13 protein-coding genes, 1 tRNA gene and 3 pseudogenes are annotated in these 12,310 nt (G+C 67.0%); 7 read left to right on the plus strand and 10 right to left on the minus strand.

Features of this window, described 5'->3' with window-relative positions:
- Positions 1-3: 3 nt before the first annotated feature.
- The 3 genes from AC5Y4C_RS00005 to pgm form a co-directional block, all read right to left on the minus strand.
- A tRNA-Ala gene (locus AC5Y4C_RS00005) sits at positions 4-76 on the minus strand.
- 109 nt (positions 77-185) lie between these two features.
- Entirely contained in the window at positions 186-1,448 is a 1,263-nt protein-coding gene (locus AC5Y4C_RS00010) for an MFS transporter (protein ID WP_499962361.1), read from the minus strand.
- Positions 1,445-3,079, minus strand: a complete 1,635-nt coding sequence (gene pgm, locus AC5Y4C_RS00015) for a phosphoglucomutase (alpha-D-glucose-1,6-bisphosphate-dependent) (protein WP_499962359.1) — start codon at positions 3,077-3,079, stop codon at positions 1,445-1,447. Before pgm ends, AC5Y4C_RS00010 begins: the two co-directional genes overlap by 4 nt.
- A gap of 73 nt (positions 3,080-3,152) precedes the next feature.
- Here pgm and crcB (AC5Y4C_RS00020) point away from each other — a divergent pair, with 73 nt between their 5' ends.
- Genes crcB (AC5Y4C_RS00020) through AC5Y4C_RS00030 form a run of 3 tightly spaced genes read left to right on the plus strand, consistent with a single transcriptional unit; the run spans position 3,153 to position 4,974 of the window.
- Positions 3,153-3,548, plus strand: a complete 396-nt coding sequence (gene crcB, locus AC5Y4C_RS00020) for a fluoride efflux transporter CrcB (protein WP_499962357.1) — start codon at positions 3,153-3,155, stop codon at positions 3,546-3,548.
- Positions 3,545-3,910: a fluoride efflux transporter CrcB gene (gene crcB, locus AC5Y4C_RS00025; RefSeq protein WP_499907898.1), complete on the plus strand. Its 366-nt coding sequence runs from the start codon at positions 3,545-3,547 to the stop codon at positions 3,908-3,910. The genes crcB (AC5Y4C_RS00020) and crcB (AC5Y4C_RS00025) overlap by 4 nt, the downstream gene beginning before the upstream one ends.
- On the plus strand, positions 3,907-4,974 hold the full coding sequence (locus tag AC5Y4C_RS00030) for a DUF190 domain-containing protein (RefSeq protein ID WP_499962355.1): 1,068 nt from the start codon (positions 3,907-3,909) through the stop codon (positions 4,972-4,974). The genes crcB (AC5Y4C_RS00025) and AC5Y4C_RS00030 overlap by 4 nt, the downstream gene beginning before the upstream one ends.
- Here AC5Y4C_RS00030 and AC5Y4C_RS00035 read toward each other — a convergent pair.
- From AC5Y4C_RS00035 to AC5Y4C_RS00045, 3 genes and pseudogenes are all read right to left on the minus strand, one after another.
- Positions 4,968-5,315, minus strand: coding sequence for a cupin domain-containing protein (locus tag AC5Y4C_RS00035; RefSeq protein WP_499907896.1), 348 nt, complete (start codon positions 5,313-5,315; stop codon positions 4,968-4,970). The genes AC5Y4C_RS00030 and AC5Y4C_RS00035 overlap by 7 nt on opposite strands.
- 18 nt (positions 5,316-5,333) lie before the next feature.
- Complete coding sequence (locus AC5Y4C_RS00040) at positions 5,334-5,765, minus strand: hypothetical protein (RefSeq protein ID WP_499948145.1); 432 nt, start codon at positions 5,763-5,765, stop codon at positions 5,334-5,336.
- Positions 5,762-5,899: pseudogene (locus tag AC5Y4C_RS00045) on the minus strand (DUF488 family protein, N3 subclade); the annotation flags it as partial. The gene AC5Y4C_RS00040 and the pseudogene AC5Y4C_RS00045, both read right to left, overlap by 4 nt.
- Positions 5,900-6,077: 178 nt before the next feature.
- Here AC5Y4C_RS00045 and AC5Y4C_RS00050 point away from each other — a divergent pair.
- Together AC5Y4C_RS00050 and AC5Y4C_RS00055 are read left to right on the plus strand one after the other, a co-directional pair.
- Positions 6,078-7,019: an NAD(P)/FAD-dependent oxidoreductase gene (locus AC5Y4C_RS00050; protein ID WP_499907894.1), complete on the plus strand. Its 942-nt coding sequence runs from the start codon at positions 6,078-6,080 to the stop codon at positions 7,017-7,019.
- Between the two features lie 46 nt (positions 7,020-7,065).
- Positions 7,066-8,129 (plus strand): annotated as a pseudogene (locus tag AC5Y4C_RS00055) (M42 family metallopeptidase).
- Between the two features lie 50 nt (positions 8,130-8,179).
- Here the strand turns inward: AC5Y4C_RS00055 and nagA are convergent.
- On the minus strand, positions 8,180-9,313 hold the full coding sequence (gene nagA, locus AC5Y4C_RS00060; RefSeq protein WP_499962353.1) for an N-acetylglucosamine-6-phosphate deacetylase: 1,134 nt from the start codon (positions 9,311-9,313) through the stop codon (positions 8,180-8,182).
- Positions 9,314-9,319: 6 nt separating this feature from the next.
- On the minus strand, positions 9,320-9,784 hold the full coding sequence (locus tag AC5Y4C_RS00065) for a PTS sugar transporter subunit IIA (protein WP_499907891.1): 465 nt from the start codon (positions 9,782-9,784) through the stop codon (positions 9,320-9,322).
- A 124-nt stretch (positions 9,785-9,908) separates the two neighbouring features.
- On the opposite strand from AC5Y4C_RS00065, the gene AC5Y4C_RS00070 reads away from it, so the two are divergent.
- Complete coding sequence (locus AC5Y4C_RS00070; protein ID WP_499962351.1) at positions 9,909-11,447, plus strand: PTS transporter subunit EIIC; 1,539 nt, start codon at positions 9,909-9,911, stop codon at positions 11,445-11,447.
- Positions 11,448-11,450: 3 nt separating this feature from the next.
- On the opposite strand, the gene AC5Y4C_RS00075 is transcribed toward AC5Y4C_RS00070, so the two are convergent.
- Both AC5Y4C_RS00075 and AC5Y4C_RS00080 read right to left on the minus strand, forming a co-directional pair.
- Complete coding sequence (locus tag AC5Y4C_RS00075) at positions 11,451-11,615, minus strand: hypothetical protein (protein ID WP_500007889.1); 165 nt, start codon at positions 11,613-11,615, stop codon at positions 11,451-11,453.
- A gap of 54 nt (positions 11,616-11,669) precedes the next feature.
- Positions 11,670-11,872, minus strand: a pseudogene (locus tag AC5Y4C_RS00080) (alcohol dehydrogenase catalytic domain-containing protein); the annotation flags it as partial.
- 202 nt (positions 11,873-12,074) lie between these two features.
- Here AC5Y4C_RS00080 and AC5Y4C_RS00085 point away from each other — a divergent pair.
- Positions 12,075-12,293 carry an acyl carrier protein gene (locus tag AC5Y4C_RS00085; protein ID WP_499907888.1) on the plus strand — a complete coding sequence of 73 codons (219 nt, stop codon included), beginning with the start codon at positions 12,075-12,077 and terminating at the stop codon, positions 12,291-12,293.
- Positions 12,294-12,310: the final 17 nt, after the last annotated feature.

A 12,310-nucleotide genomic window follows, 5' to 3' on the forward strand; every position in this document is an offset into this window, starting at 1 on the left:
GAGTGGAGCTAAGGGGACTCGAACCCCTGACCCCCACACTGCCAGTGTGGTGCGCTACCAGCTGCGCCATAGCCCCGAGATACGTGCCCATCGAAGCTACACCACCAGCGAAGGCTGCTCAAAGTCGCAGCTAAGAGGCCAGCGGGCGGGCCGACGATCTCTCTGTTGCCTCGGCGAACGCCGCGTCAGGGCACCTCACCGCCCGCTTCGGGCCCTAGTGCGCGCGCCGGTGTAGGCCCTGCCGGCCGATGCCCGCGCGTCTCAGGCGCCAGCACCCAGCCTCCGGCTGCGACCAACAGGATGACCCCGCTGATCGCGAACGCCGCGCCGAACGACACATGCTGCGCGATCTGCCCCACGGCCAACGAGCCGGTGATGGATCCGAGGTCGGCCATCATCTGAAACGTCGCCAACGCGGTTCCCGCCCGCGACTTGCTGCCGATGATGTCCGCGACGGCCGCCTGCTGCGGCGAGCTGAACATACCCGCCGCCGCGCCGGCAACATAGGCACCCGCCAGAAACAGCGGTAACGACGACGCCCACCCGACCATGCCTGTCGCGATCCCCGACACCGACAGCCCGACAATCAGCAGCGTCCGCCGGCCCACCCGGTCGGACAAATATCCGCTGGGAATCACCGCCGAGACGTTGCCCACGGCGAACGTTGCCAATGCCAGCCCTGCCATCCCCGCACCGTGCGCCAGCACCTCGGACACGAACAGCGGCACCAGCGCCATGCGCAATCCGAAGACCGACCACCCAGTCGCGAAGTTCGACACCAAAGCCGCGCGATATGCCTTCTGCCGCAGAGCATCCCGCAACGTCACGTCCGGCTCCGCCTGGCGCTCCGGTGCGGCCAACGACGAATGCCGCAAGCTGAAAAACACCACCGCGGCCGCTATCACCAGCGCGATCCCGTAGATCACGAAGGGCGCCGAGAGCCCAAGTCCCGCCGTCAAACTGCCCAGCACCGGCCCGGCCACCGACCCCACGAGAAACGCCGACGAGAACATGCCCGCCACCCGGCCTCGAGCATCCTCAGGACTGACGCGGATCATCAACCCCAGCGACGACACGAAGAACATCGTCGACCCGACACCGCCGAGCGACCGGAAAAGCAAGAGCTGCCAATATGTTTCAGCGAACGCGCAGGCACCGGTGGATAGCGCGACGATCAAAATCCCGCTGACGTAGATGCGCCGCTCGCCGAGCCGTTGCACCAGCAGACCGCTGACTGGGGCGAAGCACAGCCGCATCGCCGCGAACGCGGTGATCACGAAGGTCGCCGCGCTGATGCTCACCCCGAAGTTGCGCGCGTACTGCGGCAGCACCGGCGACACCACGCCGTAGCCGAGTGCGATCACCGCATTGGCCGTGATGAGGACCCAGACCTCAGGGGGCAGTCGAGTCTGGGTCCGACACTCCCCCTCCGCAGGCGTCGCACTCACGACAGCGCCTTCGCCACCACCTCGCGCGCGGCCTCCTGCACCTCACGCAAATGGTCCGGCCCGCGGAATGACTCCGCGTAGATCTTGTACACGTCCTCGGTTCCCGACGGCCGCGCGGCGAACCACGCGTTGGCAGTCGTCACCTTCAGCCCCCCCAGCGGAGCGCCGTTGCCGGGCGCCGTGGTCAGCTTGGCCGTGATCTTCTCTCCCGCCAGCTCGGTGGCCGTCACCTCATCAGCCGACAGCTTCGACAGCCGGGCCTTCTGCTCCCGATCAGCTGGCGCGTCGGTGCGCGCATACGTTGGTGCACCGTACTTTTCGGCCAGTTCCGCGTACCGTTGCGACGGTGTCTTTCCGGTGACCGCCAAGATCTCCGATGCCAGCAGCGCCAGAATGATGCCGTCCTTGTCGGTGGTCCACACCGAACCGTCCATCCGCAAAAACGACGCGCCCGCGCTTTCTTCGCCTCCGAAACCGATGCTGCCGCCGATCAATCCGTCGACGAACCACTTGAAGCCGACTGGAACCTCGATGAGCTTGCGCCCCAAGCCGGCCACCACGCGGTCGATGATCGAACTGCTCACCACCGTCTTGCCGACTGCGGTCGACGACGGCCACGACCTTCGGTGACTGTAGAGGTAGTCGATCGCCACCGCCAGGTAGTGATTCGGGTTGAGCAGGCCGCCGTCCGGCGTCACGATGCCGTGCCGGTCGGCGTCCGCGTCGTTTCCAGTCGCGATCTGATAGCTGTCGCGATTGGCGATCAGCCCGGCCATTGCGTTCGGCGAACTGCAATCCATCCGGATCTTGCCGTCGGTATCGAGCGTCATGAACCGCCACGTCGCATCGACAAGCGGATTGACCACCGTCAAGTCGAGGTTGTGCCGCTCGGCGATCGCCGCCCAGTAGTCCACGCTCGCACCACCGAGCGGGTCGGCGCCGATGCGGATGCCTTCGGCGCGAATGGCGTGCAGGTCAACGACATTGGGCAGGTCTTCCACATAGGCGTCCAGATAGTCGTGCCGCTGCACGAACTTCAGCGCACGGGCCAGCGGTACCCGCTTCACGTCGCCCAGCCCACCACGCAGAATCTCGTTGGCGCGCTTGGCGATTGCCCCAGTGACGTCCGTGTCGGCAGGTCCGCCGTTGGGCGGGTTGTACTTGAACCCGCCGTCGCGAGGCGGGTTGTGAGACGGGGTGACGACGATCCCGTCGGCCAGACCGTCCGACCGTCCGCGGTTGTAGGTGAGGATCGCGTGACTGATCGCCGGCGTGGGCGTGTAGCGGTCGGCTGAATCGATCATCACCGCAACGTCATTGGCGGCGAGAACCTCCAAAGCCGACACCCACGCCGGCTCAGAGAGCGCATGGGTGTCTCGACCGATGAACAGCGGGCCGGTGGTGCCCTGCACGGCCCGGTACTCGGCGATCGCCTGAGAGGTGGCCAGAATGTGCGCCTCGTTGAACGCGCCGTCAAGGCTCGATCCGCGGTGCCCCGACGTGCCGAACACCACTTGCTGCGCCACATCGTCCGGCTCGGGTTCGATGGTGTAGTACGCGGTCACCACATGCGCCACATCGATGAGGTCCTCGGGTTGCGCCGGCTGACCGGCACGGGGATTGGCCGCCATGAGTGCGATTCTGCTCCAGCGGCGGCGGCGCCGAACCGCGGACCTCGCCGAGCGGTCGTGGATACTTTGCGACATGGCCTTCGACCGACGCGAGCTGGTGGCCGTGTTCGCCGGAGGAGCACTCGGCACCCTGGCCCGCGCCGGTCTCACCGCGCTGGCCGATCCACGGCCCGGGCAGTGGCCGTGGCCGACGTTCGGCGTCAACATCGTCGGCGCATTCTTGTTGGGCTACTTCACCACCCGGCTGCTGGAACGCCTGCCGCTGTCGAGCTACCGGCGGCCGCTTCTGGGCACCGGCCTGTGCGGCGGGCTGACCACGTTTTCGACCATGCAAGTGGAGACCCTGCGCATGCTCGAAGACCACCGTTACGGCCTGGCGGCCGGCTACACCGGCGCCAGCATCGCGGCGGGCCTGTTCGCGGTCTACGTGGCCACCGCCATGGTGCGGCGGGTGCGGGTTCGGGCATGACGGTCGCAGTGTGGACGGGCGTCGTGCTGCTCGGCGGTGCCGGCGCCGTGCTGCGCTTCCTGGTCGACCGCGCGGTCGCCCGACGGGTCGTCAAGCCCTTTCCGTTCGGCACGCTGACGGTCAACCTCACCGGCGCCATGCTGCTCGGTCTGCTGTCGGGTTTGACGCTGAACCACCACGTCTCGCTTCTGGCCGGCACCGCTTTCGTCGGCTCCTACACCACGTTCTCGACCTGGATGCTGGAGACTCAGCGGCTCGCCGAGGAGCGGCAGATCTGGCCCGCCGCGGCCAACATCGTCGTCAGCACGGTGCTCGGCGTCGCCGCCGCGGTGGCAGGCCAGTGGATCGCGGGCCGGCTGTGAGCGACGCGTTGAAGCTGACCGCCTACTTCGGTGAGCGCCAACGCGTCGACGGCCGGTTCCTGGCCGAGCAGATGCTGGCGCTGTACGCCGAGCGAGCCGTTGCCACCAGCGTGATGCTGCGCGGCGTCGCATCGTTCGGGCCGCGCAAACAGCTGCGCAGCGACGAGTGGCTGAGCCTGTCGGAGGACCCGCCCGTGGCGGTGGCGGCGGTGGACACGCGCGGGAAGATCTCAGCGCTTGTCGACGACGTAGCGGAGTTGACCCCGACCGGGCTGATCACGCTGGAGCGGGCCCGGCTGCTCACCGGCCTCACGGAACCGCCGCCGTCGGCCACTGATGCCGCGAAGCTCACGGTGTACATCGGCCGTCAAGAACGCGTGGACGGCGTGCCGGCATACATCGCGATCTGCGACCTGCTCTACCGCGAAGGACTGGCCGGCGCGTCGGCATTCCTCGGCGTCGACGGCACCGTGGGCGGCGAGCGCCGGCGTGCCCGGTTCTTCAGCCGCAACGTCGACGTGCCGATGATGATCATCGCGGTCGGCAGCGCCGACGCCATCGCCGACGTGCTGCCGCGGCTCAGCGCGATGGTGCGCCATCCGCTGTTCACCGTCGAGCGCGTTCGCGTATGCAAACGCGACGGCACCCTGCTGGCTCGCCCTGACCGGTTGCCGACGACCGACGGCCACGGCCGGCCGCTATGGCAGAAGCTGACGGTCTATACGTCCTCGGCCGCTCTTCACCGCGGTGCACCGGTACACCGCGCGCTGGTCCGCGAACTCCGCGCCGGCGGAGCGGCCAGCGGCGCGACGGTGCTGCGCGGCGTCTGGGGGTTTCACGGCTCGCGTAAACCTCACGGCGACAGGCTTTTTCAAGTTAGTCGGCGCGTTCCGGTGACCACGGTCGTCGTCGACACCCCAGACCGCATCGCCCGCAGCTTCGACGTGATCGACAGCTTCACCGGCGAGCACGGGCTGGTGACCAGCGAGATGGTGCCGGCGCTCGTCCTCGTGGACGGCGACGAGCGCATCGGCGGCACACAGCTGGCCGACTACCGCTACTGAATCCGTTCCCGGCTGTCAGCGCGCACGGTCAGCAGCACGACCGAATCCTCGACGGCTTGCAGACTGTGCCGGACGGGCGGGATGACCAGGTAGTCGCCGATGGCGCCCTGCCAGGAGTCCTCGCCCGCGGTCACCTTCACTTCACCTTGCAGCACCTGCAACGTGGCCTCGCCGGGACTGTTGTGCTCGGCCATTTCGTGGCCGCCCAGAATCGCTATCACCGTCTGCCGCAGAAAGTGCTCGTGGCCCCCGTAGATGGTCTGGGCCGACCGCCCACTGTTGGACTGGCGCGCCCGGGCCAGCTGTTCGTCGGCCACTGCCGTCAATGACAACGATTCCATCGTTCCTCCTCGTCGGCGTCACGCGGCCAGCAACAGAATGCCGGACACCAGCAGCGCCATCACCTTGATCCCTTCGAACCCGACGTAAACGTAATGTGCGCGCGAGCGCCCACCTTGTCCGTCCTCCCCCGCCAGCACTGCGTCAGATCGCCGCGCCAAGTGCCTGCGAACGCCCAGCAGCTGCGCGGCCAGCGCAGCGACCGCGACGAACACGGCAACGAGTACCGCCACTGGCGGCGACTTGAACGCCAGCGCCACCAGCACCACCGCGGCCAGCACCACTTCGGTGCCGTTGAGCGCACGAAACACCAGCCGACCGATGCCCAGCCCGATCTTGAGCGTGACCCCGGGCGCCCGGAACTTCAGCGGCGCCTCCAGAAACGAGATCGCCAGCACCATGCCGAGCCACACGAAAATCGCCGCCACGGCGACCGCCCAGGCTGCGGTCATGGAGTCCTTTCCAACAGTCGTGCGAGCACCACGAGATGGCTGTGCTCGACATCCTTCGCGGACGTGAGCAGCGTAACCGGCCCCGCGTCGGCGAGGTTTCGGAGCTCGTCGAGCGCCTGCTGTGCGGCCGGCTGCGCAAGCTCGTGTGCGTAACGGGCGACGAACCCGTCGTAGCGAGCGGGATCGTGGTGGTACTAACGACGTAGCTCCGACGACGGCGCGGCGTCTTTGATCCAGTGGTCAATCCGCGGATCGTCTCACAACCGGCGGGCACAGGTTTGAGCTCCGCCGCCACGCGCAATTAGTCCTCTCATGGTTTGGGAGTGCATCGTGGTGGGCGGCGGCGCGGCCGGGCTGAGCGGGGCGCTGGTGCTGGGCCGAGCCCGTCGTCGCACATTGCTGGTCGACGCCGGCGAGCAGAGCAACCTGCCATCGCAGGGCGTCGGTGGGCTGCTCGGCCATGACGGACGTCCACCTGCGGAGTTGTACGCACTCGGCCGGCGAGAGCTGTCCGCCTATCCCAGTGTGGAGATCCGCGACGGCCGGGTCACCCGAGGCGCTCCCGTCGACGACGGCTTCGAGCTCGAACTCGACGACGGCGAACTGGTTCACGCAAAACGCGTGCTGCTGACCACCGGCATGCGTTATTGCCCGCCGGAGCTGCCCGGGCTGGCCGACATGTGGGGCAAGTCGGTGTTCCAGTGCCCGTTCTGCCACGGCTGGGAGATGCGCGACAAGCGGCTGGCTTCGCTGGCGGCCGGCGAAGAGGCCGTGCATGCGGCCCTGATGCTGCGGGGGTGGAGCGAAGACGTCGTGCTGCTTACCGACGGGCCGCCGAAACTCTCCCCTGAAGAACGCCGGCTGCTGGACGCGGCCAAGATCACCATCGAGGAGCGTCGGGTCGTCGAACTGATCGGGCATGACGGGCAGCTGGGCGCCATCGCGTTCGCCGACGGCACTCGCCTGGAACGAGACGGCTTGCTGGTGGAGGCGCCACTGCGGCAGCACTCCCAACTCGCCGAACAGCTCGGGGCCACCTGCACGCCCGGCCCGCTCGCGCCAGACACCATCGGAGTGGATTCACTGCATCGCACCAGCGCGGGCTCGGTGTTCGCAGCCGGTGACGTCTGCACCGAGCAGCCGTACGTGGCAGGCGCCATCGCGGCAGGTTCGCAGGCGGCGATGATCATCGTGCAAAGCCTGCTGGCCGACGAATTCGGTATGCCATATCCGCCCGACGCGGACGACGATTAGCACAGCGTGACATCGTGCAGTCATGGGTGATCGCGCAGAAAGCGGTATGACAGACGGGTTTCGGCGGGAGCTGTTGCAAGAGCTGCTCTACACGTACGGGCCATGCGGGCAGGAGGACGAGGTCCGCGACATCTGCCGCCGCGAATTGCAACCCGTGGTCGACGAAACCTGGGTAGACGAAGCGGGAAATCTCATCGGGCTCATCCGCAGTGGCGAGCAGAATGCACCCGCCACTCGGGTGATGGCGCACATGGACGAGCTGTCGATGGTGGTCAAGCGGGTGGAGCCGGACGGCACCCTGCACCTGACGCCGCTGGGCACGATGTACCCGGGCAACTTCGGTCTGGGCCCGGTCGCGGTGCTCGGCAATCAGCAGCAGCTGATCGGCGTCTTGGCGCTGGGTTCGGAGCACACGACCGCCGAGAGCCAGCGGATCTGGCAGACCAAGCCCGACGGTGGAGATAAGTCACTGGACTGGCCGCACGTCTACGTTTTCACCGGGCGCACGCCGGAGGAACTCACCGAAGCCGGCGTGCGGCCCGGGACAAGGGTGTGCGTTCATCGAAGCAAGCGCACGCTGGTGGAGGTCGGCGATTACCTCGGTTGCTATTTCATGGACGACCGGGCGGCGATAACGGCACTCCTGCAGGTGGCGCAGATGATTCGGCAGCGCGGGCAGCGCCCGAAACGCGATGTCTACGTTGTGTTCACGACCAACGAAGAAATCGGGGGCGTCGGTGGCTCCTACGCAAGTCGGACCCTTCCCGGCGACCTCACGCTGGCGCTGGAGGTCGGCCCGACCGAAGCGGAATACACCACCAGCGTCGGCGGCGGGCCGATCGTCGCGTACGGCGATGCGCTCTGCGTCTACGACAAGGACATCGCTGACCGATTGATGGACATTGCCGGCGAATGGGCTTGTCACCCCAGGCCGCCACCCTCGGTGCATTCGAGTCCGACGCATCGCATGCGAAAGCCCAAGGCATCACACCGCGCGCAGGGCTACTCAGCCTGCCGACGCTTAGCACCCACGGCTACGAAGTCATTGCACGCGAGGCAATTCCGTCGATGAGCCGGGTGCTGGTCGAGTTTCTGCTCACTCACGAGTAGCGGCATGCCGAATGTGGGGTTGATCCACGCTTCGGGGCGCGCGGCGTGGCTCAACCCAACATTCGGCCCTGGTGCATGACGCCGTTGATGTCCATATCCGGGCCGAGTACCACCAGGTCGGCGCTCGCTCCGGGCGCCAACCCGGTGAAGGGCAGGCCGAGTGCGCGAGCCGGGTTGATCGAGGCCTGCCGCACGGCTGACATCAACGCCTCCTCACGGGGTAATCCGCTGTGCGCCAACGCGAATGTGAACACGTGGTCCATGGTGGCGGTGCCACCGGCGATGGTGTGGGTGCCCGCAACTCGGGCCACACCGTCCACGACATCCACTGCCACCGGCCCGAGTCGGTAAGCGCCGTCGGGCATTCCGGCCGCGGCGATCGCGTCGGTGACCAACGACACCCGGTCGGGGCCGGCGCTGCGGCACACATGCCGGTACAACGCAGGGTCGACGTGCACGCCGTCGGCGATCAATTCGACTGTCACACGGGCATCTTCGAGCAGCGCAATCACCGGCCCGGGCTGCCGATGGTTGATCGGGCGCATCGCGTTGAACAGATGTGTCCCCACCGTCGCGCCCGCGTCGATCGCCGCCCGCGTCTGTTCGTAAGTCGCGTCGGTGTGCCCGATCGCCGCAATCACGCCGGCGTCGACGATCCGCCGGATCGCCGCCAGCGCACCGGGTCGCTCCGGCGCCAGTGTGATCATCTTGATGGTCCCGCCACCCGCGGCGAGCAGCCGGTCGAGTTCGCTTGGATCCGGATCGCGCATCAAAGACGGCTCGTGGGCACCGCACCGCTCGGCGGCCAGCCATGGGCCTTCCAGGTGGATCCCGGCGATCGAGCCTTGCCGGACGTCCTCGGCCAGTGCCTCCACCTGGCGAAGCAGTTGTGCCGGACCCGCAGTGACAAGCGAGGCCACCAGCGTCGTGGTGCCGTGCCGGCGGTGCAGTTGCGCCGCGACGGCGGTGTCGGCAGGCGATGCGGCGGAAAAGTGCGCGCCGCCGCCGCCGTGCACGTGGGTGTCGACGAACCCGGGCACCACCGTGAAAGCGCCCAGGTCACGGTCGGCAGGCCGCGGCGGTGCACCGGCATCGAGCGCAGCCACTGTGCCGCCGTGCACCTCGATCCACCCGGGTCGCAGCAAACTCGAGCCGGTCAGCACGGTGTTTGCGGTGATCAACATGCCGCTCTACTTCACCGCGGTGAAAAGCGCTGCGCCGACAGTAATTTCAGTACCGGCCGGAACGGCAGGGATGACGTTGCCCAATGTGCGTTCATCCATCACCACCACAGGCACCACGGGATTGAGCCCCTTGGATTGCACCGCCGGCACGTCGTAGGTGGCGACGAGCTGGCCCACCGCGACGTCGTCGCCCTGCTTGACATGCACGGTGAAACCTTCGCCGTTCAACCGGACCGTGTCGAGGCCCAGATGGACGAGAATGCCTTTTCCCTCGGCAGTCACCACGACGAAGGCGTGCGGCAGCAGCTTCATGATTCTTCCGGCCACCGGCGCAACCGCGTCGACGATCCGGCGGGGCGGGTCGACGGCGGCGCCGTACCCCACCATGCCTGCTGAGAAGACCGGATCGGGCACGTCGGCGAGCGCAACCACACGGCCCCCGATGGGCGCGGCGACGGCCGTCTCAATCACATCAGGAGGATAGATAGTCGCCGACGCGCACCGTACGGGAAGCCAGCAGGACCTGGAGAACTCCTGGTCTAAGCTTCCGCTGAGCTGTGCCGGTCTGACAGCCGTGCGCGGGAAGGTGCAGATGATGAGCGACAAGACCAAACCGCAAGAGCCACAGGCGAAGTCGGGTCTTCGGGTGCCCGGGTTCGCGCAGTTGCAGCGGCTGGGCAAGAGCTTGATGTTGCCGATCGCCGTTCTGCCCGCGGCCGGCATCCTGCTGCGGCTCGGCCAGGACGATCTGCTCGGCCGGATCCATTCACCGGTCATCGGATCGTTTTTCAGTGCGATGAGCGCTGCCGGCGGGGCACTGTTCACCAATCTGCCGCTGCTTTTCGCAGTCGGCGTCGCAATCGGATTCGCCCGGAAGGCCGACGGGTCCACCGCGCTGGCCGCCGTCGTCGGATACCTGGTGATGCAGGCTGTGTTCAAGACCATGTCGCCGATCGTGCTCGCCGGCGTGGTCGACAAGGCAGGCGAACAGGCGCAGATCAACTACAGCGTCTTCGGCGGCATCGTGGTCGGGCTGCTGACGGCCGCGCTGTTCGACCGCTATCACACGATCGCGCTGCCGTCATACCTCGGGTTCTTCGGCGGGCGCCGGTTCGTGCCGATCGCGGTGTCGCTGGCGAGCCTGGTGATCGCGTTCGCGATGAGCTACTTCTACCCGCTGTTCGACGCCGGACTCAAAGGCCTCGGGGCGTTTATCGGCGGCTCGGGCGCGCTGGGCGCATTCGTCTACGGATTCGCCAACCGGATGTTGATCCCGTTCGGCCTGCACCACATCCTGAACTCGTACGTGTGGTTCCTCTACGGCAGCTATCCGCACGACGGAACTGTCGCCACGGGCGAACTCACCAGGTTCGCTGCCGGCGACCCGACCGCCGGGATATTGACCTCAGGCTTTTACCCGGTGCTGATGTTCGGGCTGCCCGGCGCGGCCCTGGCCATGATCCACGTCGCCGACAAACGCCAGCGCAGGGTTGCCGTCGGCATCCTGTCGGCGGCCGCGCTCACCGCATTCCTCACCGGGGTGACGGAGCCGCTGGAGTTCGCGTTCATGTTCGTCGCGTTCCCGCTCTATCTCATCCATGCGGTTCTCACCGGGGTGTCGCTGGCCGTCGCCTACCTGCTCGACATTCATCTCGGCTTCTCGTTCTCGGCCGGTTTGATCGACCTGTTGCTCTACGGCACGGCGCCGGCCGCGAGGAACATCCCGGTGCTCCTCGTCGTTGGCGTGGTGTTCACCGCCGTCTACTACGCCATGTTTCGGTTCGCGATCACGAAGTGGAACTTGCGGACTCCGGGGCGCGAGCCCGACGCCGAGTTTCAGGCCGAGCAAGACGCGAACCTCGGCGAGGGCCGCGATTCGGCGACGTCGGTGGACGCCGCGCCCGCCAGCAAGGCCGAGCAGGTCATCGCCGCGTTCGGCGGCCGCGAGAACCTGGTCAACGTCGACGCCTGCATCACCCGGCTGCGGATCGAAGTCTCCGACCCGACCAAGGTGGACCGAGCCCGCTTGCGAAATCTCGGAGCGGCCGGCGTGGTGGAGCTGGGCAGCAGTGTGCAAGCGGTCTTCGGAACTGCGGCCGAGGATTTGAAGAACCAGATCGTCGACATCCTCTAGGGGCTACTGGCTGCGGCGGAATCGTCGTATCCGCCGTAACGCCGCGCCGGCCGCCGCCGCCGCCGCGAGAAGAAGGTACAGTCCGCCGATCAGGATCGGGTCGATCCACATGTGGTTGCGGTCCACCCGGTTGGTTCCGAACCGCGACGTCAGGTGGCCGCTCAGCATGAAGGAAGTTGAGGCTCAACGGAATTCACCCGGTCTGTGGCGATCAGCAGTAGCCTGTTCGACCACGCCGATGATTTCGTGCCCGAAGGTCATGCCGACCCGCGTGTCGGGCATCATGCGTGATAGAGGTGCAGGTCGGACCCGCAGATCGCGGCGAGCGTGACGCGCACGATCGCGTCGTTGGGGTGCTCGATCGGCGGCACGTCCTTCTCGACAACGCGCACCTTGTCAGGCCCGCGGTAGACCATCGCGCGCATGCGCGCCACCTGACGTTTGTGATTGCCCCGCGGTCGACTTCAAAGCCGGTCAGAAACCCGGCCATCGATTCGCGACGACCCTGCCGCGGTTGATACCCGCGGGCGTCGGCGCCGAAACGACGCGATGCCGTTCGGTCGTTTATGGCCAGCGTTGCCGGGTAGCCGCTGACGACAGGTGACTACTAATCGTTGAGGAGGAATCGTGGCTACGGGAGAAACCGGTTTCGACGACGTCAGCTTCGATCTGATTTCCGTTCAATACCATTCGCTGAAGGCAGGCCACGACTACGGCCAGTATGTGCGGGACGCAAAGAACGCGGGGCTGGACGACGTGGCGTCCTTCTTCGAAGAAGTCATGGCGCAAGACTCCGAGCGGGCCAAGCGCTGTCACGAATTTCTGGCGAAGCTGCACTCTGGCTAGGCGCGAGCTAGGCGCGC

Source organism: Mycobacterium sp. NGS35 (assembly GCF_059812855.1).